The sequence below is a fragment of the Pseudoalteromonas sp. NZS127 genome (assembly GCF_015864805.1).
In the GTDB taxonomy this organism is placed as follows: Bacteria; Pseudomonadota; Gammaproteobacteria; order Enterobacterales; family Alteromonadaceae; genus Pseudoalteromonas; species Pseudoalteromonas nigrifaciens.
The window spans coordinates 166238-191924 of the sequence record NZ_JADYWN010000002.1 but is presented as its reverse complement, the minus strand read 5'-3'; the positions used below and the strand labels follow the sequence as shown (position 1 = coordinate 191924).

Annotated in this window: 23 protein-coding genes; 14 read left to right on the top strand and 9 right to left on the bottom strand. The window is 39.7% G+C overall.

Features of this window, described 5'->3' with window-relative positions:
• Positions 1–16 precede the first annotated feature (16 nt).
• On the top strand, positions 17–427 hold the full coding sequence (locus I6E78_RS02760; RefSeq protein ID WP_011327618.1) for a type IV pilin protein: 411 nt from the start codon (positions 17–19) through the stop codon (positions 425–427).
• Here I6E78_RS02760 and I6E78_RS02755 read toward each other — a convergent pair whose 3' ends face one another.
• Both I6E78_RS02755 and I6E78_RS02750 read right to left on the bottom strand, forming a co-directional pair.
• Positions 428–964: a GspH/FimT family pseudopilin gene (locus I6E78_RS02755; protein WP_197181887.1), complete on the bottom strand. Its 537-nt coding sequence runs from the start codon at positions 962–964 to the stop codon at positions 428–430.
• A 75-nt stretch (positions 965–1039) separates the two neighbouring features.
• Positions 1040–1591 carry a GspH/FimT family pseudopilin gene (locus tag I6E78_RS02750; RefSeq protein WP_197181886.1) on the bottom strand — a complete coding sequence of 184 codons (552 nt, stop codon included), beginning with the start codon at positions 1589–1591 and terminating at the stop codon, positions 1040–1042.
• A gap of 160 nt (positions 1592–1751) precedes the next feature.
• Here I6E78_RS02750 and glnB point away from each other — a divergent pair, with 160 nt between their 5' ends.
• Positions 1752–2090: a nitrogen regulatory protein P-II gene (gene glnB / locus I6E78_RS02745; protein ID WP_011327621.1), complete on the top strand. Its 339-nt coding sequence runs from the start codon at positions 1752–1754 to the stop codon at positions 2088–2090.
• A 64-nt stretch (positions 2091–2154) separates the two neighbouring features.
• On the opposite strand, the gene I6E78_RS02740 is transcribed toward glnB, so the two are convergent.
• Positions 2155–2919: an outer membrane protein assembly factor BamD gene (locus tag I6E78_RS02740; RefSeq protein ID WP_182678528.1), complete on the bottom strand. Its 765-nt coding sequence runs from the start codon at positions 2917–2919 to the stop codon at positions 2155–2157.
• 141 nt (positions 2920–3060) lie between these two features.
• On the opposite strand from I6E78_RS02740, the gene rluD reads away from it, so the two are divergent.
• The 3 genes from rluD (at position 3061) to clpB (ending at position 7446) form a co-directional block, all read left to right on the top strand.
• A complete protein-coding gene (gene rluD / locus I6E78_RS02735) occupies positions 3061–4038 on the top strand; it encodes a 23S rRNA pseudouridine(1911/1915/1917) synthase RluD (protein ID WP_058372884.1) in 978 nt (325 codons plus the stop codon).
• Positions 4038–4772 (top strand): peptidoglycan editing factor PgeF, encoded by a 735-nt coding sequence (gene pgeF, locus I6E78_RS02730; RefSeq protein ID WP_197181885.1) that lies wholly within the window; start codon positions 4038–4040, stop codon positions 4770–4772. The genes rluD and pgeF overlap by 1 nt, the downstream gene beginning before the upstream one ends.
• A gap of 97 nt (positions 4773–4869) precedes the next feature.
• On the top strand, positions 4870–7446 hold the full coding sequence (gene clpB, locus I6E78_RS02725) for an ATP-dependent chaperone ClpB (protein WP_182678524.1): 2577 nt from the start codon (positions 4870–4872) through the stop codon (positions 7444–7446).
• A gap of 61 nt (positions 7447–7507) precedes the next feature.
• Here clpB and I6E78_RS02720 read toward each other — a convergent pair whose 3' ends face one another.
• On the bottom strand, positions 7508–9055 hold the full coding sequence (locus I6E78_RS02720; protein WP_197181884.1) for a methyl-accepting chemotaxis protein: 1548 nt from the start codon (positions 9053–9055) through the stop codon (positions 7508–7510).
• Positions 9056–9482: 427 nt separating this feature from the next.
• Here I6E78_RS02720 and gshA point away from each other — a divergent pair, with 427 nt between their 5' ends.
• Positions 9483–11060, top strand: a complete 1578-nt coding sequence (gshA, locus tag I6E78_RS02715; RefSeq protein ID WP_197181883.1) for a glutamate--cysteine ligase — start codon at positions 9483–9485, stop codon at positions 11058–11060.
• 133 nt (positions 11061–11193) lie between these two features.
• On the top strand, positions 11194–11805 hold the full coding sequence (locus I6E78_RS02710; protein ID WP_058372888.1) for a transglycosylase SLT domain-containing protein: 612 nt from the start codon (positions 11194–11196) through the stop codon (positions 11803–11805).
• A gap of 59 nt (positions 11806–11864) precedes the next feature.
• Here the strand turns inward: I6E78_RS02710 and I6E78_RS02705 are convergent, their stop codons facing one another.
• Together I6E78_RS02705 and I6E78_RS02700 are read right to left on the bottom strand one after the other, a co-directional pair.
• The gene (locus I6E78_RS02705) at positions 11865–13133 is read right to left on the bottom strand and encodes an HlyC/CorC family transporter (protein ID WP_140391177.1); all 1269 of its coding nucleotides are present in this window, start codon (positions 13131–13133) and stop codon (positions 11865–11867) included.
• Between the two features lie 61 nt (positions 13134–13194).
• On the bottom strand, positions 13195–14001 hold the full coding sequence (locus tag I6E78_RS02700) for a cytochrome C assembly family protein (protein ID WP_011327630.1): 807 nt from the start codon (positions 13999–14001) through the stop codon (positions 13195–13197).
• 252 nt (positions 14002–14253) lie between these two features.
• On the opposite strand from I6E78_RS02700, the gene ffh reads away from it, so the two are divergent.
• The 5 genes from ffh (at position 14254) to rplS (ending at position 17856) form a co-directional block, all read left to right on the top strand.
• Entirely contained in the window at positions 14254–15633 is a 1380-nt protein-coding gene (gene ffh / locus I6E78_RS02695; RefSeq protein ID WP_011327632.1) for a signal recognition particle protein, read from the top strand.
• 260 nt (positions 15634–15893) lie between these two features.
• Positions 15894–16142: a 30S ribosomal protein S16 gene (gene rpsP, locus I6E78_RS02690; RefSeq protein ID WP_011327633.1), complete on the top strand. Its 249-nt coding sequence runs from the start codon at positions 15894–15896 to the stop codon at positions 16140–16142.
• Positions 16143–16159: 17 nt separating this feature from the next.
• Positions 16160–16696: a ribosome maturation factor RimM gene (gene rimM / locus I6E78_RS02685; RefSeq protein ID WP_011327634.1), complete on the top strand. Its 537-nt coding sequence runs from the start codon at positions 16160–16162 to the stop codon at positions 16694–16696.
• The gene (trmD, locus tag I6E78_RS02680) at positions 16696–17463 is read left to right on the top strand and encodes a tRNA (guanosine(37)-N1)-methyltransferase TrmD (RefSeq protein WP_011327635.1); all 768 of its coding nucleotides are present in this window, start codon (positions 16696–16698) and stop codon (positions 17461–17463) included. The genes rimM and trmD overlap by 1 nt, the downstream gene beginning before the upstream one ends.
• 33 nt (positions 17464–17496) lie before the next feature.
• Positions 17497–17856, top strand: coding sequence for a 50S ribosomal protein L19 (gene rplS, locus I6E78_RS02675; protein ID WP_011327636.1), 360 nt, complete (start codon positions 17497–17499; stop codon positions 17854–17856).
• Between the two features lie 536 nt (positions 17857–18392).
• Here the strand turns inward: rplS and I6E78_RS02670 are convergent.
• The gene (locus tag I6E78_RS02670; RefSeq protein WP_086995304.1) at positions 18393–19226 is read right to left on the bottom strand and encodes a mechanosensitive ion channel family protein; all 834 of its coding nucleotides are present in this window, start codon (positions 19224–19226) and stop codon (positions 18393–18395) included.
• Positions 19227–19532: 306 nt separating this feature from the next.
• Here I6E78_RS02670 and tyrA point away from each other — a divergent pair, with 306 nt between their 5' ends.
• Positions 19533–20666 (top strand): bifunctional chorismate mutase/prephenate dehydrogenase, encoded by a 1134-nt coding sequence (gene tyrA / locus I6E78_RS02665; RefSeq protein WP_197181882.1) that lies wholly within the window; start codon positions 19533–19535, stop codon positions 20664–20666.
• Positions 20667–20721: 55 nt separating this feature from the next.
• Here the strand turns inward: tyrA and I6E78_RS02660 are convergent, their stop codons facing one another.
• On the bottom strand, positions 20722–21882 hold the full coding sequence (locus I6E78_RS02660; protein WP_086997942.1) for a chorismate mutase: 1161 nt from the start codon (positions 21880–21882) through the stop codon (positions 20722–20724).
• Between the two features lie 439 nt (positions 21883–22321).
• Here I6E78_RS02660 and I6E78_RS02655 point away from each other — a divergent pair, with 439 nt between their 5' ends.
• Positions 22322–25330 carry an EAL domain-containing protein gene (locus tag I6E78_RS02655; protein ID WP_197181881.1) on the top strand — a complete coding sequence of 1003 codons (3009 nt, stop codon included), beginning with the start codon at positions 22322–22324 and terminating at the stop codon, positions 25328–25330.
• Positions 25331–25345: 15 nt separating this feature from the next.
• On the opposite strand, the gene I6E78_RS02650 is transcribed toward I6E78_RS02655, so the two are convergent.
• On the bottom strand, positions 25346–25675 hold the full coding sequence (locus tag I6E78_RS02650; RefSeq protein ID WP_089367934.1) for a stress response translation initiation inhibitor YciH: 330 nt from the start codon (positions 25673–25675) through the stop codon (positions 25346–25348).
• Positions 25676–25687: the final 12 nt, after the last annotated feature.

Sequence of the window (25687 nt, the reverse complement as noted above, 5' to 3'; positions counted from 1 at the left end):
GATTAAGGGTGTTTAAATGAATAAAAAGCAACATGGATTTACCTTAATTGAGCTGATGATAGCAGTTGCTATCGTCGGTATACTTGCAGCAATTGCATTGCCTAATTATACAGAGTATGTGAAGCGTGCTTCGCGTGCAGAGGCAGTTGCTGCATTATTAGATGCAGCTAATAAGCAAGAGCAGTACTTTGTAGATAACAGAGAATATACAGAATTAGCGAGTGATTTAGGGATTCAAAGTAAAACAGAGAATGGGCATTTTGAATTAACGATTAAAGTCGTTGATAAAAATACTTTTACAATCACAGCAAAGCCCATTGCAGGCTCGGTGAAAGGGGACAATAATTGTAAAGAAATATGGATTACCGACACTGGGCTTAAAGGAAAAACTGGCAGTGGCGATGTAGATTACTGCTGGGGAAGGTAGCTATTTCTTCTGGCATTTATCAGTTGATTTAATACGAATTCTACCAGTTTGACTTACAGATAAAGCCAATCCTTCCAGATTGGCTTTATCGCTATTAGGGCAATATATAAAAGTCCCATTTTGAAAACCGTTTAATGAGCCATCGGGCCTAAAAGTAAGTGCCTCTCGGGGGTACTCTAAGCTATCAAACTCATGGGTGTGTTCAAAGGTGCTTAGCATTAGCTCATCGTTATTAAGAGAAGTAGATTTATCGTTATCGATAAATAACGATATTTGCTCCTCCCAATCACCTTTTTGACATTCATTGTTTTTTAACGCGCATAAAGTAACGTATGTACCGTTTTCTATGGCGTAAAGGCGAGCATAGTTTATATTGCGATGTAATAAGTTAACCTGGTTGTCTGCACGGTTTAGCGCTAAAAAATCAGGAAAAAACCACATAGAAAGCTGGCTAATAATAGCCACAATAGCAATTGTTACCATTAGCTCAAGTAAGGTTATACCATTATGCTTAGTTGAATATGTTATTAACTTCATCCCTGAAGCCTTAAATGGAGAGGTGATTATTTTAGTTTAGTAAACAATCAAAAAATAACAATATGGAGCTTGTTTTTAACTGCACTTAAGGTTGGTGTCTCCAACGTAAAAGGCAGTGCCCGATTGAGATACAGTTAATGCTTTATTATTCTCGTTATCGCTATTAGGGCAATATATAAAATCCCCAGGGCTTGTGGTAATGCGGCCACTGGTGTTAAAACGAAGGCTGTTAACTTTACCGCTATATTCCACTATATCATTTCTAGAAACGGCCTCCATTACACGCAATAGGCTATCATTATCTTTTTTGTAGTTGCCATCACGATCAGCATCGACAAATAAAATAACACTACTCGTCGCTCCCCATTGACTTTGACAAGTTAAAGTTGGCTGATTGCTTGCAACATTAGCGCTAGAAGCAGGACATACAACGACTATTTCATCGGTGCTTGCCGCTTGCGCGCGTGCATAACTAATATTACGTTTTAGTTCTAATAGAAAGTTCTCGGCGCGGTTTTCCTCTAGCATGTCGCTACTGTTCCACAATGCAATTGTGGCAATAATGCCTACAATAGCCACAGTCACCATCAGCTCTAGTAAAGTGAATCCGTATTGTATTTTTTTCATATTGATCCCGTAGGTTACTTATTGTTTTAGTATAGCTATTTTTATTAGCATAATCATAGCATGACAGATTGTTTTATCAGCGTAATACAGTCACTTTGTTTGCTATGAGCCTTGTGATTGTCTAAAATCGAGGCAACTGTAGCTTTAAAAAGTAATTAATATGAAAAAAATAGAAGCAATCATTAAACCTTTTAAGCTTGATGATGTGCGTGAAGCCCTATCAGAAGTAGGCATTACAGGTATGACAGTAACTGAAGTTAAAGGGTTTGGGCGTCAAAAAGGCCATACCGAGTTGTATCGTGGTGCGGAATACATGGTTGATTTTTTACCTAAAGTTAAATTAGATATTGTACTGGGCGATGATGATGTTGACCGTGCAATTGAGGTAATAATTAAAACGGCACAAACAGGAAAAATTGGTGATGGTAAAATATTTGTCACTGAGGTTGAGCGTGTTGTGCGTATTCGTACCGCTGAGGAAGATGAAGAAGCTATTTAAGCTTTATTACAACAAGTACGCTAAAAAGGCGCTTACTCAAGTTAGTAAGCGCCTTTTTAATTAATTATTTATTTCTGCTGTTAAAAATTCGTGTTTGTTTAGCGTCTTCGCTAAGCTCACTTAAGCCTAGCTTATCGTAGCTTTTTTCCATCATTTCAAGTGCAGAGTTTAAGTAGCTGCTTTGAGAGTAATGTTCTACTACAAACTTACCGCGGTTAGCAGCTGCTAAGTAGGCTTCACGTTCATAATAGTAATTGGCCACTTTTAGCTCATACCTTGCCATACGGTTTAACAACCACACTAAACGACGTTTTGCCTCTGGGGCGTAGTCACTTTGTGGGAAACGCTTAACCAAGGTTGATAAATCGGTAAAGGCCACACGTGTACGGTTAGCATCGCGGTCAGCTCTATCAACACCAAAATATTCTTGGAATGCGTTTTTATCGGCTTTAATGTTAACTAATCCACGCATGTAATACATGTAGTCTAAATCTTTATGATTTGGGTTTAAGCGAATAAAACGGTCGATTGTTGCTAGTGCTTGCTCGGTATTACCCGATTGGTAATGCGCATAGACTAAATCCATTTGTACTTGTTTAGAAAATGGGCCAAACGGGTAGCGAGAGTCAATAGCACTTAAAAGTTCAATTGCGCGTGCATATAAACCAGAATCTAAAGTTTGCTTGGCATCTTCATACAAAGCGTGAGCCGATTTATTAGGTACACGTTGAATGTCTTCTTGGTCAGGAGCCGACGAACAAGCACCTAAACTAAGCACTGAAACTGAAAAAACAATGGCGAATGCACGTTTCCCTATTTTATTTATCATTTTATTTGTTACCTTCGTTGTCTACGGCTAGGCCAAGTCGGTAAAACCGAGTAAACTATGCGTATTATATTATGCTTTTATTAAAAGCGATTCTAACCCAGTCGAGCAAAGCTTGCACTGGTAAATTGGGTAAAATTACTAATGTCAGAGCAAATTTCTCTTCAAGCCGACGTTCCAACCGATTTAGGTGGTAAACGTCTAGACCAAGTATTAGCACAATTGTTCCCTGATTATTCACGATCAAGGATAAAAACGTGGATTTTGGATGATAAAATCACCGTTGATGGCGAAATATTCAACACACCGCGCACTAAACTGCTTGGTGGTGAAGTACTTAATGTTGAAACAACCATTGAAGCACCTCGTGAATACATAGCGCAAGATATCAAATTAAACATTGTTTATGAAGATGATGATATTTTGGTAATTAATAAACCTATGGGCTTGGTAGTTCATCCTGGTGCAGGTAATCCAGATGGCACAGTGCTAAATGCATTGCTACATTACCACCCAGAAATTATTAATGTACCTCGCGCGGGCATTGTGCACCGATTAGATAAAGACACTACTGGCCTTATGGTGGTAGCTAAAACTATTCCGGCACAAACGCATTTAGTAACCGCACTGCAAAAACGTGAAAATTTCACGCGTGAATACGAAGCGCTTTGCAATGGCACAATGACCGCTGGTGGTATGGTTGAAAAGCCTATTGGCCGCCATGCAACGCAACGTACGCATATGGATGTACATGAACAGGGTAAGCCAGCCATTACGCATTACCGTGTTGCTGAAAAGTTTCGTGCTCATACACGTTTACGTTTACGCCTTGAAACCGGTCGTACTCACCAAATACGTGTGCATATGGCTTATTTAAATCATCCGCTTATTGGCGATCAGTCTTATGGCGGCCGTCCGCGTCCACCTAAAGGGGCAACGCCTGAGTTATTTGAATTGCTGCGTAGTTTTAAACGCCAAGCATTACATGCGGTTAAATTAAGTATTGCGCACCCAATTACGGGTGAAATGATGACCTGGCAAGCACCTATTCCAGATGACATGGTTGCTATGACACTGGCACTGCGTGAAGACACAAAAGCTAATCCTGACATAGATAGATAATGCAGTTTTTATCAGCAGCATGGCAAGTCCCTATAACAGGTGTGAGTACATTAAGTACCACACGTGTAGGCGGTGTTTCAGAAGCGCCGTTTAAGAGTTTAAATTTAGGGCTGCATGTTGGTGATAATAAACAACAGGTATTAAAAAACCGTGCATTGTTGAATAAGCATTTACCAAATAGTGCTGTATGGATAGATCAAGTTCATAGTGGCGATGTACTCATTGTTGATGAGCAATTTAAATTTAACGCTCACCATCAAGGAGATGCACTATATACACAACTCGTTGCTCAGCCTTTGGCAATAATGACCGCCGATTGCTTGCCCATTTTACTTGCCAGTAAAGATGGAAAAGAAGTAGCTGCCATACATGCTGGTTGGCGTGGATTAGAGCAAAGTGTAATTAAAAATACGCTAAACTGCTTTAATGCCAAAAAAAGTGAAATAAGTGCCTGGTTAGGTCCCGCAATAGGGGCTGATAAATTTGAGGTAGGTAGCGAGGTGTTTGCATTGTTTAATGCCCAAAACCCTTTGTTTGCCAAAGCGTTTAAAGCGTGTGCAAACCAAAAGTACCTTGCCGATATTTATCACCTTGCACGTATTCAATTGCGTCAATTAGGGGTTATAAATATTACCGGTGGTGAGCACTGTACGGTTTCTCAAACTGAACAGTTTTTTTCGTACCGACGCGACGGCCAAACCGGACGCATGGCAAGCTTGATCTGGCGCAACTAATTTATCAATATAATGATTATATTTTCTGCAACACCTTGAACAACCCCCCTAACATACCCATTATTTAAGCAATGAGTTTTATTAATAGGTAACCCCAATGCGTTTAGATAGATTTACCAGTAAATTTCAGTCTGCGCTTTCTGATGCGCAATCTTTAGCCCTTGGCCGCGATCATCAATTTATTGAGCCGGTACACTTAATGTATGCTTTGTTAAAGCAAAGCGGCTCAAGCGTGCGCGCGTTATTAGCACAAGCAGGTGTTAGTGCTGACGAGCTTAATACTAAGCTTTCCCAAGAAATAGAAAAACTATTTAAAGTGGAAGGCGTAGGCGGCGATGTGCAGCTATCGAACAACACTATATCCTTGATCAACTTATGCGATAAGTATGCGCAAAAGCGTAAAGATAAATATATTTCTAGCGAACTGTTTGTATTAGCTGCTTGCGACGATAAAGGCCCGCTGGGTAATATTTTTAAAACCTTAAATATCACCTCCGACAAAATAGAAACGGCCATTAATGCAGTGCGTGGTGGGCAAAAGGTTGATGATCCAAATGCCGAAGAAACACGCCAAGCACTTGAAAAATACACCATAGATTTAACCGAACGTGCAGAGCAAGGTAAGCTTGATCCGGTTATTGGTCGAGATGATGAAATTCGCCGAACAATTCAAGTTTTACAACGCCGAACTAAAAACAACCCAGTATTAATAGGTGAACCCGGTGTAGGTAAAACTGCGATTGCCGAAGGTTTAGCACAGCGTATTATTAATGGTGAAGTACCAGAGGGATTAAAAAACAAGCGGGTACTTTCGCTTGATTTAGGCGCGCTGGTGGCCGGTGCTAAATACCGCGGCGAATTTGAAGAGCGATTAAAATCAGTATTAAATGAACTGGCTAAAGAAGAAGGTCAAGTGATTTTATTTATTGATGAAATACACACAATTGTAGGCGCAGGTAAAAGTGATGGCGCAATGGATGCAGGCAATATGCTAAAACCGGCGCTTGCCCGTGGCGAATTACATTGCGTAGGTGCAACCACTCTTGATGAATATCGTAAATACATTGAAAAAGACGCCGCCCTTGAGCGTCGCTTTCAAAAGGTATTAGTAGAGGAGCCTTCGGTTGAGGATACTATTGCTATATTACGTGGCCTAAAAGAGCGCTACGAGCTGCATCACTCTGTTGAAATTACCGATCCTGCTATCGTTGCTGCTGCGCAATTATCGCATCGTTATATTAGTGACCGTCAATTACCCGATAAAGCAATTGACCTAATAGATGAAGCGGGCTCTTCTATTCGTTTACAAATAGATTCAAAACCAGAGTCATTAGATAAGTTAGAGCGCCGTATTATTCAATTAAAACTTGAAGATAACGCACTCGCCAAAGAAAAAGACGAAGCAAGTTTAAAACGCCGTACTGAAATGCAAGAGCTGATCACCGAGCTTGAAGGAGAGTACAATGAGCTTGATGAGATATGGACTGCCGAAAAAGCATCTTTACAAGGTACTCAAGTTATTAAAGCTGAGCTAGAACAAGCACGACTTGATTTAGATGTAGCTCGAAGAGCCAGCGATTTACAGCGTATGTCGGAGCTACAATATGGCCGCATACCAGAGCTTGAGCGTAAACTTGATTTAGCATCGCAAGCAGAAATGCAAGAAATGACCTTGCTAAAAAACCAAGTGGGCGAAGATGAAATAGCCGAAATACTCTCTCGTTGGACCGGTATTCCAGTATCGCGGATGCTACAAGGTGAGCGAGAAAAACTATTGCAGATGGAAGAAAAGCTACATGAAAAAGTAATCGGACAAGATGAAGCCGTTGTAGCGGTAGCTAATGCTATTCGCCGCTCACGTGCAGGGCTTGCCGATCCTAATCGCCCGATTGGCTCGTTTTTGTTTTTAGGCCCAACCGGGGTCGGTAAAACAGAATTAACCAAAGCACTCGCCGGCTATATGTTCGACACCGAAAGTGCCATGGTGCGTATTGATATGTCTGAGTTTATGGAAAAACATTCAGTAGCACGTTTAGTTGGTGCGCCTCCTGGGTATGTTGGCTACGAAGAGGGCGGGTATTTAACCGAAGCCGTGCGTCGTAAACCTTACTCAGTTATTTTATTGGACGAAATAGAAAAAGCACACCCAGATGTGTTTAATATTTTGCTACAGGTTTTAGATGATGGACGTTTAACCGACGGTCAAGGACGCACGGTTGATTTTAAAAATACCGTTATCATCATGACCTCAAACTTAGGCTCAGATATAATTCAAGAGCAAGCGGGTAATAACGATTACGTTACTTTGAAAGAAAAAGTGATGAATGTATTAATCAATGAGTTTAGACCTGAGTTTATTAACCGTATTGATGAAACCGTTGTTTTCCACCCACTGGCTAACGAGCACATTAAAGAAATTGCTGACATTCAGTTGAGCAAATTACGTGAGCGTTTAACGCAAATGGGTTATTTACTCGAAATAAGCGACGCTGCTTTAGATCGTATTGCCGCAAGTGGTTTTGATCCGGTTTATGGTGCGCGTCCGTTAAAACGAGCTATTCAACAAACGATTGAAAATCCATTAGCGCAAAAATTACTCAATGGTGATTATATGCCAGGGAGTGTTGTTGTAATTGATGCAAATGACGACGGTTTAGTGTTTTCAAGCCGTTAAGCGTTATAAAGTAAAAACGAAAAAGCCGCTAACATAGCGGCTTTTTTATTTGTGCTGACAATTAAATTTTAAAAGTAAGCAGTAAGTCGTTGATCTTTCTTGAGCCTTCAACTAACTCAGCAGCGCCCCTGGCAACATTAAAACTTAAGTTTAAATTATCATCACCTAGGTTTTTAATCTGCTCTACATTAGTACCTATGTCGTGGCTCACTACTTGTTGTTCTTCTGCAGCAGCCGAAATACCAGTAGCGAGTTGCGCTATTTCGCTAATTTGAGTGAAAATGCTATCAAGCTCTTGCTGTGTTTGCGTTGTAGTATTTACACAACTGTCGGCTTGTTGCTTCGTGTTTTGCATTATTTTTGACCAGCTAAACAAGGTGTCTTGAATTTCCTTTATTGAGCTGTGAATTTGCGCAGTGGCATTTTGTGTTCTTGATGAAAGCGCTCTTACTTCATCGGCAACTACAGCAAAACCACGGCCATGTTCACCTGCTCTTGCAGCTTCTATGGCAGCATTTAGCGCAAGTAAGTTAGTTTGCTCGGCAATACCTTCAATTTCACTCATTACTTGGCCAATTTTATCGGCTTCTGAAGCTAGGCTGTTAGCGGTTGTTGCTGCTTGCTCTACCTGAACGGCTAAATCAGAAACCATGGCATTATTATCGGCAATGTGTACTTTTATATCGGAGCAACTTTGATAAGTAACACTTACTTTATCGGCAGTGGTGCAGGTGTTACTTGATATTTCACCTATGGTCGAACTCATTTGCGCCATTGCAGATGCTATTTGCTCAAGCTGCGAGCCTTGCGATGAAATGCCTTGCTCTGTGAGCGTTGACTGTTGATCTAAATTTAAAGCAATATCATTAAAGCTTAAGGTAGAGTCTTTCATACGCCCCAGTACAGTGCGTAATTTAGCGCTTAGCATTTGCTCTCTGTAATCACTAATACTGTGAGGGTGTCGGCCACTATAAATATAACGAGATATAGAATCGGCTTGTTGTTTTTGCTGCTTTAATATTCTTGGTGTTGTTATTAGCTCATCATAGTTTAAAGCAAGTGTAACTAAGCAAACCACTAAGCTAATTAGTGCAATAGCAAATGAAGCCCATACAGCAGTTGCAACTAACCAACATAATAAAGCAAATACACTTAAGTTTTGTCTTAAACTTGTGCGTTCGCGCCAATTAAAGAATGACTTTTTAGCATTTACTTTACTGTAAAATAGTTCTGCACGGCGTTTTAACTGTGGGCTTAATTTGGTTCTTACAGATTGATAACCAATTAATTGGCTGTGCTCAAAAATAGGAGTTACAAATGCATCAACCCAGTAATAGCGGCCATCTTTACAACGGTTTTTAACTGCGCCGCGCCAAGAGTGGCCTTGCTTTAATGTTTCCCACATTTCTTTAAATGCAGCTTTTGGCATGTCGGGGTGGCGTACTATATTATGGTTCTTACCCATAAGTTCTGCTATATCATACCCGGCTATAGTACAAAACGCTTGATTAGCATAAGTAATCACTCCGCGTAAGTCAGTTGTTGATACCAGTTCTTGTTGTTCTTCGAAGGTCACTTCTTCATTTGTTAAGCTTTGATTACGACGCATATTATTCTTTAATCATCCTTTGTAATACTTACTATTATACTTGCTTATATAAAGCGGTAGTAGGGTAATCCCATTATGAAGGTCACTCAGTTTATTTATTGCCTGTATTTATGATCTAAATCAAGATTAAAGTTATATAAGCTATATATAACATACCAGTATGGGACTAATACGGCTAATAGTTAGCTAATTATTTACTTTAGTACGGTTAGTTTTTGTTTTGATAAGATAAATAATAGTGCAAAGCAATTGTATATTTTGTATAGCAATGGCAAGATTATCGTTTATGGCGTTAAATAAAGCGTGTTTAAAGCAAAGCAGATACAATAGAACTATAAATAGTATTTTTTCTTAGTATTTATCTTGAGTATAGGTAATTAGACCCCATAACCTTATGATTAAGCCACTTGGCTCGAGGAAGTATTTTTTGGCAACACATGATCTAACAAACGCGCTTGACGCTCTTTCAGTAACACAGCATAAACATGCAATTAACGGAATAAAACGTGGTATTGAGCGTGAGTCACTAAGAATCAAAAGTGATGGCGTTATCTCTGCACAAAAACACCCAGAAGGGGTGGGCAGTGCGCTTACCAATGGCCAAATTACGACCGATTTTTCAGAGTCGTTACTTGAATTTATTACCCCAGTTAGTGAATCGTCCACACAAACGCTGCAGCAATTAAAAGACTTACAAAAGTTTACCCTAGAAAAAATGGGTGACGAATTACTTTGGCCTATTAGTATGCCGTGCTTTATTGAACATCAAGACGACATAGTTATTGCGCAATTTGGTAGTTCAAATGTAGGGAAAATGAAAACACTTTACCGTGAAGGGTTAAAAAACCGTTACGGCAGTATGATGCAAGCTATTGCTGGTGTGCATTTTAATATTTCGTTTCCAGATTCATTGTGGCAGTCATTACATACGCTAAAAAATAGCGACCTTAGTTTAGAAGATTTTATATCTGATGGTTACTTAGCGCTTATTCGTAATTTTAAACGTGAATTATGGCTGATCAGTTATTTATTTGGTGCATCACCTGCTTTATGTAGTTCGTTTTTACAGGGTAGAAAAACCGATTTACCATTTAAAAAGCTAGGTAAAGGCACCCTGTATTTAGAAGTAGGCACTGCGCTGCGCTTAGGTAACTTAGGTTACACCAATAGCGCACAATCATCACTGCGTGTAATGTATAACTCGTTAGATGAATATGTAGCTGGTTTGAAAAAATCAATTAACACACCTTCAGATATTTACGGCAACCTTGACGATTACACCAGCGAAAATCCAAAACAGTTAAATAAGAATATTCTGCAAATAGAAAACGAATTTTATTCGCCAATTCGCCCTAAACGTAATGCTAAAAACGGTGAAACACCAACAGATGCACTACTTAGAGCCGGTATTGAATATGTCGAAATTCGCGCATTAGATGTTAATCCATTTAGTGAAGTGGGCATAGATATAGAGCAGTTCCACTTTTTAGATGTGTTTTTAACTTATTGTTTATTAAAAAGCTCACCGGCAATGGATTGGGAAGAGCAAACACGCAGCACAGAAAATCTTGATACAGTAGTAAATAAAGGGCGAGAAAAAGGCCTTGAACTTAATTACTTTAATCAACCGCGTACCCTTCAATCTTGGGGTGAAGATATATTTTCGCAATTAAGTGAAGTGGCAAAATACATGGATACTGCCTACGGCGTTAGTTATTATTCAAGTACTATTGAGCGCATGGCAACTTGGATTAATAACCCAGGACTTACATATTCTGGGCGTTATGTAGCTGAGTTAGAAGCTTCTGGGCTAGATAACGGCCATTATGCGCTAGCAATTGCTGAAAAGTATAAGCAAAGCCATCAAGCTGCAGACTATCAAGTGTTTTCAAAGCAATGGTTAGAGGAGCAAGTTACACGCTCTAACGACGCTCAGCGTGCTATTGAGCAAAGTGACTCAGTATCATTTACCGCATTTTTAAATGCTTATTTTGATCCTAAATAAATAGTTAGTTTTAAGCAAAAAAAACGCAGCTCAAGGTAGCTGCGTAATTATTTTAGGGAAGAAACAATGCTGCTCTGCTGCATTGTTAAAATCAGACTACTGATTTTTGCAAAAGTTCAGCGAGATAAACCAAATGAAAAAAAATGTAGTTGTTTTATCATTAGCGCTTAGTTTAGCCGGTTGTGCCACAGCTCCACCAAAGCAGCCTGATGATATTTGTAAAATTTTTGAAGAAAAAAGAAGTTGGTACTTTGGTGCCAAAGATGCTCAAGAAAAATGGGGCGCTCCCAAGCACGTACTTATGAGCATGATGTACCAAGAAAGCTCGTTTAAACATGACGCAGCTCCACCAATGCAGTATTTCTTATGGATTATTCCTACCGGTAGAGCAAGCTCTGCTTATGGCTACTCACAAGCAAAAACGATGACCTGGTCTGATTATATTCGTGAAAGTAAGAATAGTGGCGCCGATAGAGACGACTTTGATGATGCTATCGACTTTATGGGCTGGTTTGCTTATAAAACCCATAAAATAAACGGCGTATCTAAATGGGATGCCTACGGTCAGTATCTTAATTATCACGAAGGGTGGGGCGGTTACAAACGCGGTACTTACAAAAAGAAAAAATGGTTAATGGGTGTGGCTAATAAAGTAAAACACCGTGCGAGCCGTTATGGTGCGCAGTTAAAGCGTTGTGAAGCAGATTTAAATAAAGGGTGGTTAGAGCGTTTGTTTTTTGGCTAATAACATCTGTTGTATTTATTTAGCCTACAAAAAAGGAGCCAATTGGCTCCTTTTTTAGTTTATTTTTTACGTTTTTTCGGCTGTATTTTAACCAGCTTTATCATGTTTTCTTTTACTTCAAGTACTTCAATAGGGTAGCCGGCAATACGCAAACTTAAATTGGCATCAGGAATGTTTTCTAAATACTCAACTATTAAGCCGCTGAGTGTTTTAGGCCCGTCGAGTGGAAACTCCCAGCCCATTTCTTTATTTAAGTCGCGCACGTTAGCACCGCCATCTACAATGCACGAGCCATCGGTTTGTGTGGTTACTTCTTCGCTTGGCGTACGAGTTTGGGTGGTGGTAAAATCGCCTACCACTTCTTCAAGTATATCCTCTAGGGTAACTAAACCTTGAATGTCGCCATACTCATCTACCACCAAGCCAATACGCTCTTTAGATTGCTGAAACTTTAATAGCTGCGTATTTAGTGATGTGCCTTCAGGAATGAAATAAATTTCACGTACAGCGCGTAGCAACGATGGTTTATCAAATTGCTCTTTTGTAAGTAACCTAAGCGCATCACGCGAATGAATAAACCCCACCGCGTCATCTATGTTATCTCTATATAACAATACACGCGTATGTTGTGCATGAGTCAGTTGGCGGCTAATAAGTTTCCATTCATCGTTAATATCTATGGCCACAATTTCGTTACGTGGGATCATAATATCTTCAACGGTTACTTGTTCTAAATCTAAAATTGAGGTCAACATGCTTTGGTGACGCGCAGGAATAAGTGCACCAGACTCATTAAGTACTGATTTTAGCTCTTCTTTACTCATGCTGTGCTCATCTATTTGTGCCGCACTAATACCAAATAACCGCAATATGCCGTTGGTTAGCCAGTTAATAACAACGACAAATGGGAAAAGGATTTTTAGTAATCCTTTAAGCACAACAGAACTTGGGAAGGCAACTTTTTCAGGGTAGAGAGCAGCAAGTGTTTTTGGGGTTATTTCTGCAAAAATAAGCACTACTAAGGTTAACGCACCTGTTGCCACAGCAATACCTAAATCACCGTATAAACGAATACCAATAATAGTAGCAACTTGTGCAGCGGCAATGTTAACTAAATTATTACCGATTAAAATTAAACCAATGAGCCTATCCGGACGACTAAGTAATTTACTGACACGTTTAGCAGCGCGATGATTCTCTTTGGTGAGATGTCGCAGGCGTATACGATTGATTGACATAATTCCGGTTTCTGAGCCAGAAAAATAAGCAGAAAAAAGTACCAAAAAACCTAAAATGATAAACAAGGTACTGGTCGATATGGCGTCCAACGATGGATCCTTTTATTATAAACTAGCGTGTATTAGGCTAGAGTGAGTTAGTAGAGTCAAGTTAAAATTTATTTAGAATAACTTCTTGTATAAAACGACTGCCAAAATAAGCCAGTGTAAGAATAAAAGCAGCAACCATAATAGCAATAACCACAGGTTTACCACGCCAGCCTTTTTTCATATGGCCAAGCGCAATCACAGCAAAAATACACCATGCAACAAGCGATAATATCGTTTTATGGATAAATTGAGTAGCGAACATACCATCGAGAAATACAAATCCCGACAATAGTGCCAAAGTGAGTAATATAGTACCTAAGTTAACCAATTGATACAGTTGGCGTTCAACCACCATTAGTGGTGGTAAATGGCTGTGTACAATAGCTAAATCTTTACGCTTTAAGCGCTTATCAATAAAGTAAAATTGTACGCCATATAAAGTAGCAATAATTAAAATACAGTAAGCGAGTAATGATAACGAAATATGGGTTACTAAGCCCACATCAACATCAATACTTTGCAGTAAAATATGGTGTGGTATAAACAAGCTTGCCATAGTTAGTAGTGCAGCAAAGCCGTACACGACCGGCAATAATAAGGTCGCCGGAAACTTTAACGATACCGTAGTGACAGAAATCACAATAACCCAGCAGGTTAAAAGCGCCACATTGACAATACTTAAATCTTGTCCGTCTGCTCTAAAAACCGAATTTACTAACAACAGCATGTGCGCCAAAATAGCCACAGTACTCAATATAATAGTTAGCTTTTGGCTAGGGCCTTGTTGATGAAACAACCGTGAGAGCACGTAAGACGTTGCTAACACATAAAATAAACTGGCAATAATAGTTAAGCTAATAATCAGCATTGTGCTTGGGCCACTTAATTTGAGTCAAATAATTAATGATTGTTATATAGCCATTGTATTTTATAGCAAAGCAAATGCATAGACCTTAAAAAAAGAAACTCAACAAGCTGCACTTGAACACTGTATTGTAAGACACCATTTACGGTATACTGCTTTTAATTGAAATTTAATAATATTAATTCTATTAATACAGCGCACAGAGTTAAAGGCGCTTTAATTGGATTGGTATAAACGTCTTATCGGAACCGTAATATGTTTGAGAATCTCCAAGAACGATTAGGTAAAACCTTAAAAAACATTAGTGGCCGTGGCCGCCTAACAGAAGAGAATATTAAAGACACTCTTCGTGAAGTGCGCATGGCATTTTTAGAAGCCGATGTGGCGTTGCCCGTTGTTCGCGATTTTGTAAAACAAGTTAAAGAGCGTGCGGTAGGTGTTGAAGTTACAAAAAGCTTAAGCCCAGGCCAAGTATTTGTAAAAATAGTACGTGAAGAACTCGAAAAAGCCATGGGTGAAGCCAACGAAGAGCTAAGCCTAAATGCACAACCCCCTGCTGTTGTTATGATGGCGGGTCTGCAAGGTGCTGGTAAAACCACCAGTGTTGCTAAACTGGCTAAGTTTTTAAAAGAGCGCAAGAAAAAATCAGTACTTGTAGTAAGTGCCGACGTATACCGCCCTGCAGCAATTAAGCAACTAGAAACGCTCGCTGCTGAAGTGGGTGTTGATTTTTTCCCAAGTGATATTTCGCAAAAGCCGGTTGATATAGCAACCGCAGCTATTTCTCATGCGAAAAAGAAATTTATTGATGTGGTATTAGTCGATACTGCAGGTCGATTGCATGTTGATAGCGACATGATGGATGAGATTAAAAATCTTCACAAAGCAATTAACCCAATCGAAACCTTGTTTGTTGTAGATGCAATGACAGGTCAAGATGCGGCAAATACAGCTAAAGCATTTGACGAAGCCCTGCCACTAACTGGTGTTATATTAACTAAAACTGATGGTGATGCACGCGGTGGTGCTGCTTTATCTATTCGTCATATTACCGGTAAGCCAATTAAATTTATGGGTGTGGGTGAGCGCATTGATGCACTTGAGCCTTTCCACCCTGACCGCATAGCGTCACGTATTCTAGGCATGGGTGATGTACTTTCATTGATCGAAGAAGTCGAAATGAAAGTAGATAAAGAGCAAGCTGCCAGAGTCGCTGAAAAAGTATTTAAAGGCGCTGGTTTTACCCTTGATGACTTTGCGGATCAACTTAAGCAAATGAAAAACATGGGCGGCATGATGTCGATGCTAGATAAATTGCCAGGTATGTCTAACTTACCCGATGCTGTTAAAGGCCAAATGGGCGATAAAACCTTCATTCAAATGGAAGCCATTATTAGCTCAATGACAAAAAAAGAGCGCGCCCGCCCAGAAATCATTAAAGGGTCACGTAAAAAACGTATTGCAGCAGGTTCTGGTACGCAAGTACAAGAAATTAATAAACTACTAAAACAGTTTACCCAAATGCAAAAAATGATGAAAAAAATGAAAGGCAAAGGTGGCATGACCAAAATGATGCGCGGCATGAAAGGTATGTTACCGCCGGGAATGATGGGTGGCGGTGGCCCTAAATTTTAAAGTTGAGTTTAACGTAGCTTAAATGTAACGATATAAAATATATGAAAAGGAGCAAATGGCTCCTTTTTTGTTGAATAAATTATGCGTGCTAAACGCTATTAACGCTAATTTAAAGTTGGGATCACGCTTTAACCTACTAAACTGGCTTTTAGCATCACTTCTTACTTGCATTGTTGCTAAAAACTCGTACAATTCCCCAGCTCCCCATTCTGGGGAGTAAATCTTATTAATGAAAACAGTCAATCTTTATAGAGGACGGTATGGTAACTATTCGTTTGCAACGTGGTGGCGCTAAAAAACGCCCTTTCTATCAAATTGTGGTTGCGGATAGCCGTTTCTCGCGTGACGGTCGCTTCATCGAGAAAGTAGGCTTTTTTAACCCAATTGCTGCAGGTCAAGAAGAAAAAATTCGTTTAGATTTACCACGTGTTGAACACTGGGTAGGTCAGGGCGCGTCTCTTTCAGATCGCGTAGCTAAGTTAGTAAAAGACGCTCGTAAAGCGGCTTAATAGGCGTAAGTGTAACCATGAGTCAAGAGAACACCTCATCAATAATTGTCGTAGGAAAGCTCGGTGCCCCGTATGGTATAAAGGGCTGGCTTAAGGTACATTCATTTACTGATGATCCCGCAGGGATCTTCGATTTCAGCCCGTGGTTGATAGGGCAGCAAGGTAAATGGCAGACCTTAGAAGTGGTCGACTGGCGTCGCCACAACAAAGGCTTTATCGCTAAATTTGCGCAAGTAAACGATCGAGACGAAGCAGTGGCTTATACCCACGCAGAAATCTCAATGGATTCAGCGCAATTACCAGAACTCCCGCAAGGTGAGTTCTATTGGCGAGATCTCATTGGCATGTCGGTTGTAACTGATAAAGGTTACGATTTAGGCATTGTTGATGACCTAATGGAGACAGGGTCAAATGACGTACTGGTTGTTAAAGCAAACAGTAAAGACGCATTTGGTCAAGCAGAGCGTTTAATTCCGTTTTTAACTGATACAGTTATTATCGAAGTTAAACACGACGCAAGAGAAATTACCGTAGACTGGGATCCAGGGTTTTAATGACGCAAACGAGTTCATTATGGGTAGGGGTGATAAGCCTTTTTCCTGACATGTTTGACGCTATTACAGACCAGGGTGTTACCGGTCGCGCAGTAAAAAGTGGCTTAATTGATTTTAACTGCTGGAATCCGCGAGACTACGCTTTAGATAAGCATAGAACCGTGGACGATCGTCCTTACGGGGGCGGACCAGGTATGTTAATGATGGTTGAGCCATTAAAAAAAGCGATTGCCGAGGCTAAAAAAGCTGCAGGTGATGGTGCTAAAGTAATTTATATGTCCCCACAAGGGCGCAAACTAGATCAGCAAGGAGCTAGCGAACTCGCAAGCTCTAAAAAACTGATTTTGATTGCCGGTCGCTATGAAGGTATAGATGAGAGAATAATAGAGTCATACGTTGACGAAGAATGGTCAATTGGTGATTTTATTTTGAGTGGTGGTGAACTACCAGCCATGACATTAATTGACGCAGTAGCGCGATTAGTGCCTGGCGTATTAGGTCATAACCAATCAGCAGAACAAGACTCATTTTCGGATGGCTTGTTAGATTGTCCTCACTATACACGGCCAGAAACATTGGACGACAAACAGGTGCCTGCTGTATTGCTTAGCGGAAACCACCAAGAGATAGCAAAATGGCGGCTTATGCAGTCATTAGGCAGAACTTGGCTACGCCGTCCTGACTTGTTGCATAACCTAGCTCTGACTGAGGAGCAAGCGGTATTACTCGCGAAATTTCAGCAAGAGTACCAAAAAGCTTGTGGCTAGAAGACAGTTACACCTAGGAAAGTGAGAAACATAATGGCAAAAGTAAACCAAAATATTATTAAAGCGCTTGAAGATGAGCAGCTTAAAACAGACGTACCTGCATTCGGCGCTGGTGATACAGTAGTTGTACAGGTAAAAGTAAAAGAAGGTGCTAAAGAGCGTCTACAGGCCTTTGAAGGTGTTGTAATCGCTAAGCGTAATCGTGGTCTTCACTCAGCATTCACAGTTCGTAAAATTTCGAACGGTGAAGGCGTTGAGCGTGTATTCCAAACGCACAGCCCTCTTATTGATAGCGTAACAGTTAAGCGTCGCGGTGCAGTTCGTCGTGCTAAGCTTTACTATCTACGTGAGCGTTCTGGTAAATCTGCACGTATTAGAGAAAAACTTAACTAATACGCGCTGTTTATCAACGCAAAAAAACGGGTTGCATCCTTCGGGTTGCAACCCGTTTTGGTTTCTATAACATAAAATTTCAGGCTAAATACTAAAGCTTAAACCACAGCTGTCGGACTAGGAGTCGCACTGTCGTAATATTCACCAGTATAGTTAGGCCTCCTTTATTGCTAAACACAAAGTGCACCTCGATAAATTTTTATCAATATGTGTTTTAAACACCTTTTCAACTTACCCGCAGAATACGTAATAACCCAATTAACGCCAGTATGAGCATAACTTTGCTCAAGCAAAACTTAAGCTAAATATACCTAAGCCAAATAAAGCACAGAAAATAAAAATTTGGCAGATGAATTATAGTATTTAACCTTGAACTCTGGTTATTTAAGGAAGTAGGGTGATGAAAATAGCTCAAAAAGTGGAGCCAAGTGTAACTAGGTATAACTTGAAGGGGTATTGGATGGGCAGTAAGGGCGCTTTATACGACCTTACCGCGACTAAGTTATTAGGCTAGTTGAACCTATGCACAATACAAATTACTTAACGTTATGAACATGTACATCGCGTTGTGGGAAAGGAATAGAAATACCTTCTTTATCAAACGCTTTTTTCACTTTTTCTTGCATATCCCAGTAGTAAGGCCATAAGTCACCTGTTGCAACCCAAGCGCGAAACATTAAATTAACTGAGTTATCGCCAAGGCTGGCAACACAAATACGTGGTGCCGGATCTGTTAAAGAGCGCTCGTCTTCTTCAAACAGGCGTTTTAAGATAGCTTTTGCCGTATCTATGTCGTCGTTATACGAAATTCCAAAGGTCATATCACAGCGGCGTTTGTCATAAATACTTACGTTCACTAGTGTCGCATTCGATAGGCTACCGTTTGGAATAACAATGCGGCGGTTATCGAAGGTATCTACTACTGTGTATAAAATTTGAATTTCGACGACTGCGCCCATAAAGCCCTGTGCTTCGATAGTATCGCCAACCTTGAACGGTTTAAAAATTAGCAACAGCACACCGCCAGCAAAATTAGCTAGACTGCCTTGCAGTGCAAGACCTATTGCCAGGCCTGCAGCACCAATCACCGCGATGAATGAGGTGGTTTCGATACCTACCATAGAGGCCACCGAAATAAGCAGCATAATTTTCACTACAGCGCTAATTAAGCCACATAAAAACTTGTTTAGTGTTGGATCTTTTTTGCCTAGTCGATTATCTAAAACCTTAACAAAGCGGTTGATCAGCCATAGGCCAACCAGTAAAGTAATAATAGCGAGCACAAATTTTGGTGCGTAAGTCATAACGAGTGATATGGCTTGGTCTATTAATTGTGAAGCGTCTACATCTGTTCCTAAAACTTCTTCCATTTTATGGATCCTGTTTATTTTAATTACTATATGAATAATATAAGAATAAACGTGATAACTCTACTATGCAACAAATGCAGGCTTTTTAGCTTGCTAATTTACTTTTATTGACTGCGGCTTTTAGGGTAAATAATTAATATTTACTTTAAAGGTATTCGTTGCTTCTCAAAGTATTGTTTTTCAATTTAACCTTTTACTTATTTAGTCTTTTATCAGGCTATTGATCCTGTTAGTATTTATCGTATTGATTAGTTTACTTTAATGTAAACTTAAGTTGGCGTTTTTGCTTTTTAAGGTGGTATGCAAGTGGCGGATATAAATGATTTAGCCCAGTTAAGAGTGGGTATTGATGAGTGTGATACACAGTTGGTGGCACTGCTGGCAAGGCGTAATTCGCTTACTCAAAAAATTGGCGCAATAAAGCAGCAAACTGGTGCGCCACTTCATGCACCCGATCGTGAAGCTGATTTATTAGCTGCAAGGCGCCAAGAAGCAATTAATCAGGGAGTAAGCCCAGAGTTAGTTGAAGATATTCTTAGGCGTATGATGCGCGAAGCGTATCAGAATCAGCAAGCTAAACTTGCATGTGCTGCACCGCATTTATCACCCATTGTTATTGTGGGTGGGCAAGGTGCTATGGGGCAATTATTTGCTAAGCAATTTCAGCGCTCTGGTTACGAAGTGAAAACCCTTGATAAGCAAGATCAAGTAAACGCTGCAGCAATTTTAAAAGGCGCTAAATTAGTACTATTAAGCGTACCTATTAATGCGTTAGAAACTGTAGTTGCTGAACTACCTAAGTTAGATGAAGGCTGTTTATTGGTAGATATAACATCGGTTAAGCAAGCGCCAATTAAAGCACTAAAAGCAGCGCATAGCGGCCCAGTTGTAGGGCTGCATCCTATGTTTGGCCCAGATATTTCGCACTGGGTTAAGCAAACAGTGGTGGTGTGTGAAGGGCGTGACCACGATGTTGCACAGGGCTTGTTAGCACAGTTGCAAGTGTGGGGTTGCCAGCTAGTTGAACTTGATGCGAAAAAACATGACGAAGCAATGCAAATAATTCAGGTAATGCGCCATTTAACCACCTTTGTATATGGGCAGTTTTTAGCAAAACAAAGCCATACATTAGCGGAGTTACGCAGCTGTTCATCACCTATTTATCAATTAGAGTTAATGATGGTTGGGCGCTTATTTGCGCAATCGCCAGAGTTATATTCAGATATTATGTTAGCGCAATTTGATAACGTAGAGAGCTTACTGGCGCAGTATCAACAGACTTTTGCAGACACACTTAAAAAGTTAAAAGCAGGAGATAAGCCCGCGCTTATTAATGCCTTTGCTGATGCAAAAGCTTATTTTTCAGATTCGACAGCGCACTTTTTAACCCAAAGTCGCAGCCTGTTAAATAAAGCGAATGACGCAAAAGTGCTAGATTAAAACAGAAAAACAAAAAAGGGCTTAATTAAGCCCTTTTTACATTATAAGCTGTGCGTTATTGCGTATTTACACTCACAGCTTGGAGCGTTTCGCTTTGATAGCAGCCTAAAATACGTACATACTGAGTGTATTCTTTTAGCTCCTCTAATGCATTTTTTACTTGGCTGTCGGCAAGGTTCGCTTCTAAGTCGACGTAAAATACTTCTTCCCATGGGTTACCCGGCATAGGGCGAGACTCTAACTTAACCAAATTAATTTTATGTTGTTTAAAAATCATTAATGCATCGGCAAGTGAACCAGCCTGCTGTTTAGTGGCCATAATTAAACTGGTTTTAGTGGGTATTTGCTTTGATACCTGTAATGGCTTACGCGCTACAACAATAAAGCGGCTGTGGTTTTCGCTTTGGTTTGCTAAGTTAGATTTAATCACTTCTAGGCCTACATTTTTACCTGCTTGGGCAGAGCCAATAGCGGCACTATTTGGCGTATTTAGTGCTGATTGCAGGGCACTTGAAGTTGAGTCGCAGGTTTCGTGTTGCAGCTCACCAAGGCCTTGTAAAAAGCGGCTACATTGAGCAAACGGTTGCGGGTGAGCAAATATTTTTGTAAGTTGGCTAAGCTCAGTATCTGGGTTGGCAAGTAAACAATGTTCAACACTGTGCGTTACTTCACCAACAATAGACACTTGTGCATGTTGTAGTAAATCAAATACTTCGTTGATACTGCCTGAACTGGTGTTTTCAATAGGCAGCAAACCAAAATCGGCTTGGCCGTTTTCTACTTTACCGGTAATTTCGTCAAACGAGCTACAGCCTATTTCAACTAACTTACCTGGGCGACGGCTAAAGTATTTATGACAGGCCAACTGGCTGTATGAGCCTTGCCCACCTAAATACGTAACACGATGGGTTTCGCTTAACGCATCTGGGTTAAGGTTTTTTTGCAGCATAGCTTGTTGATGCAATACAGAGTCTTCTAAAATAGTTTGAAAAACATTATTTACGTAATAGGCGTCTAACCCTAACGATTTCCCATAACCTATCAGCTTTTCTAGAAGTGCTAATTCACGGGCTTCATCACGAATCGGTTTATTGTTCGCTATTTTATATTCCACCACACCATGGCTAATACGACGTCGTTTGGCTAGTAAAACCAGTAAATCAGAATCTATCTCATTTATATCGTGTCGAAGTGTATTTAGTACATCATTGCTCATTTGGCTTTCCTCATTCCAAAAGTATGCTGTTCATACAGCAAAAACAAAAAAGCCTCCCGGTTGGGAGGCTTTGCTATTCGATTGATTTTATCTCACAAACAGTTCAGCCTCTTCTATATAAAGAAGCTAAAAAACGAAAAAAAAGTAACTGCGTAAGTAATGTTCATGCTGATAATGTATGGAGAGTTACTGTTAATGTCAACAGCGCTTTTGTTAAATAACTTAAGCTCTGAAAAATAAATCTATCACTAGTGGCTATTTTCAAGGTTAACTGTGTTGGATTTACTTGTAATAGGCCGTGATTGTTGCATAAATTTCTCTTGTTCCCTTTGTTTTTTTTATATAGTTTACAAATAATTTATAAATATGATCTTGGATCTGGTATATTTCAATTACTGGTTCAAATAATAATTATTATTAATAATAAAAAGGTTAGCCTGTGGTGTATCGACGCCCCCCATCTCGTTTCGGGATAAACTCACTTAGCGTCAAGTTGTCATTGTTGATTTCTGCAATATGTTTAATTGCTGGAGTGTGTGCGGCCGCGTTAATGCTCAAATCTGAAGAAAAACAACTGGTTTTTGAAGAGCATGAAGTATTAAAAGAATCTAACGAATTACTTATAAAACAATTCAAAAACTTACTAAACACTAAAATTAAAGTTGCTCAGCAAGCAAATATAGTCGTGGGTGAGCAGTTATTTAGTGATCAGTCATCGTTAATAAGTAATAAAGTAAATACACTGCAATTAAATAATGACGGTACGATACGCAGTGCCTCTACTGATGGGCTTTCGGCTGCATTTATCCCACAAACTAGCTATTCACCTTTTTATAAACAATTAATATCAGACTCTGAAACGCTCTGGAAAATTATATCGCCAACACTAACTCAAGATTTTTTTAATTTTTACCTTATTACTAAAGATAACTTTATTCGCATAACGCCGCCTAACGAGGCTTTAAATGCGCCAGCTAATTATACATTTACGCAAAGTACGCGCTTTAATTACGCTAAGGCGCTTACTAATCCTCAACATAGGCCTGTTTGGTCTAAAGTTTATTACGATACTATATGGCATAAATGGGCTATTAGCTTAACGGTTCCTATTTATAAAGAGGGTGAGTTTTTAGGTGTTACTGGCAGTGACATCGCGCTAAAAACATTAATATCGCAATTGCCAATTGGCGGGAAAGAAAAACAGTTAGTGGTATTTGACAGCCAAGGGCAGTTATTAGCGCACCCCAATTTAACCCAATCAAGTTATGCACAATATGGTAAAGCAGGTAAAAAACTACTCCCTGAGGACTTTATTGATCCCACATTACAAGTAATTGTAGATGATGCGATTAAAATGCAACGGTCTGAATATGCCGACTCATTCAAATTAAATAATGAAGCGCATATTATTAATATTCATAAAATAGATGGCTTAGATTGGTATGTAGGGGTATATAAAAAACGTTCTTCAACATTCTCAGCATTAGCAGATTTAAAGATGAAGTTTTTTGGGCTATTTATACTCTATGCCATTTTAGTCGCCTTACTCTTACATCAAGCACTTTATCAGTTAGTACTTAGGCGTATACATTCTTTGGTTTATGCCGTTACAAACTTTGGTCAAGGCCAGTTACAAATAGAATTTCCAAAAGAAAACAAAGATGAAATAGGCACTCTCAACGGCTCATTTAAAGACATGACCATTGAAATTAGAAAGCTAATAGATGGGCTTAACCAGCGTATTATTGAAAAAGAAATTGCAGAAAAAGCAGCCAGGCGACTATCCAAAGCCGTGGCGTTTTCTGGTACTGGTGTGGTGATCACCGATAAAAACTTTGTCATTGAATACGTAAACCCTAAAATGCTTGAAATGACCAGCTTTTCAGAGGAACATTTTAATCGAGCGCCTTTATTAAGCATTATTGCAAGCGAAATGGCTATATTAATTGATGATATAGATGTTGATTTACGCAGTCGTAATTGTTGGCGTGGCGACACCTTAATTGAAAGCAATAATAAAGCGCCTATTTGGGTTTCTTTAAGTATTTCACCTATTCGCGAAGATGACGGAACAATTACCAGTTACGTAGCCTCTGCGCAGGATATTTCGTTTGTTAAAGAAAGCCAGCGTAAAATGGAACAGCTTGCTTATTTTGATACTTTGACAGGACTTGCTAATCGAACATTTTTTAGAATGCAGCTGCGTAAATCGATGGCGCTCGCTGAACGCGGGCATTATGCCTTTGCATTGTTTTATTTTGATTTAGATGAATTTAAACGTATTAACGATACCTTAGGCCATAATGCAGGCGATCAATTACTCGTTGAAGTTGCAAATAGATTAAAGCAACGCCTAAGAGCCGAAGATACTATTGCGCGTTTAGGCGGTGATGAGTTTGCTATATTACTCAGTGGCATTGAGCATCAAGAGCATGCAACTCAAGTGGCAAATACGATTCAAAAAACCCTTAATGAGCCTATTCAACTTGGCAGTAACGAAGTTATTATTAGTGCCAGTATTGGCATTACTATGGCCCCATACGACAGCCAAGAAGAAGACCAACTGTTAAAGCATGCCGACTTAGCCATGTATGAAGCAAAAGCAAAAGGGCGTAACACCTTTCATTTTTATAGCCAAGAGCTCAATACTGCTGCAAATGAACGCTTGTTTATTGAAAACGAGCTACGCCAAGCTATAAAAGATAAACAACTCACGGTTTATTATCAGCCGCAGATTGATAGCCGCACTCAGCTTGTAATGGGTTACGAAGCATTGTTACGCTGGTTTCATCCAACAGAAGGGGCGATTGCACCCACTAAATTTATACCTATTGCAGAAGCTACCGGTTTAATTGTTGAACTGGGAGAGTGGGTATTACACCAAGCATGTAATTTTGCAGTTAAGTTAGAGCGCCAAGGTAGAGCGAGTAATATTGCGATTAACTTATCGGCCAGACAGTTTAAAGATGCCAGCTTATTACCTACACTGAAAAAAATAATAGCCAGTACACAGGTGTCGGCTAAAAGCCTACATTTAGAATTAACCGAAAGTATGCTGATGGGCAATGTAGAAGCTGCTATAGCACAACTACATGAACTAAAGGGACTCGGGGTTTCTATTTCTATAGATGACTTTGGTACTGGTTACTCTTCATTAAGTTACTTGAAACGTTTTCCGGTGGATATTCTTAAAATTGATCGCTCATTTATAAAAGATATTCCAGATGATAATAATGATATGGCAATAACAGCGGCAATTATAGCCATGGCACAAAAGCTAAAACTCGATGTGGTTGCCGAAGGGGTAGAAACCGTTGAGCAAGTAGAGTTTTTGAAAAATAACAATTGCTTTATAGTGCAAGGGTATTACTTTAGCCCGCCAATTGCAGAGCGCGATTTACCCACGCTTTTTGAACGATTGGAGCAAATGGCGAAGGACGAAAAATAAAATTAAAATGCGGGTTTAACCACCCGCAATTTTTACTTTAAAGGTTAAGCTTTCTAAAATAGCTTTTAGTTTATCGCGATCATCACCTTGTACTTCAATAAGACCGTCTTTTACTGCGCCGCCTTGGCCCATTTTACTTTTAAGTGCTTTAGCTAATTTTTTTAAATCATGCTCTTTAGGATCGACTCCAACTACCAGCATAACGCCTTTGCCTTTGCGTCCTTTTGTTTGGCGCTCAATACGCACAAATCCGTCTTTAAATAGTTTACCTGCAACTTCTTTCTCTGGTTTTGGTTGCTCTATTCGCCCCGTTTGTGTTGAATATACTAAGTGACTATCGCTCATCATTACCCTATA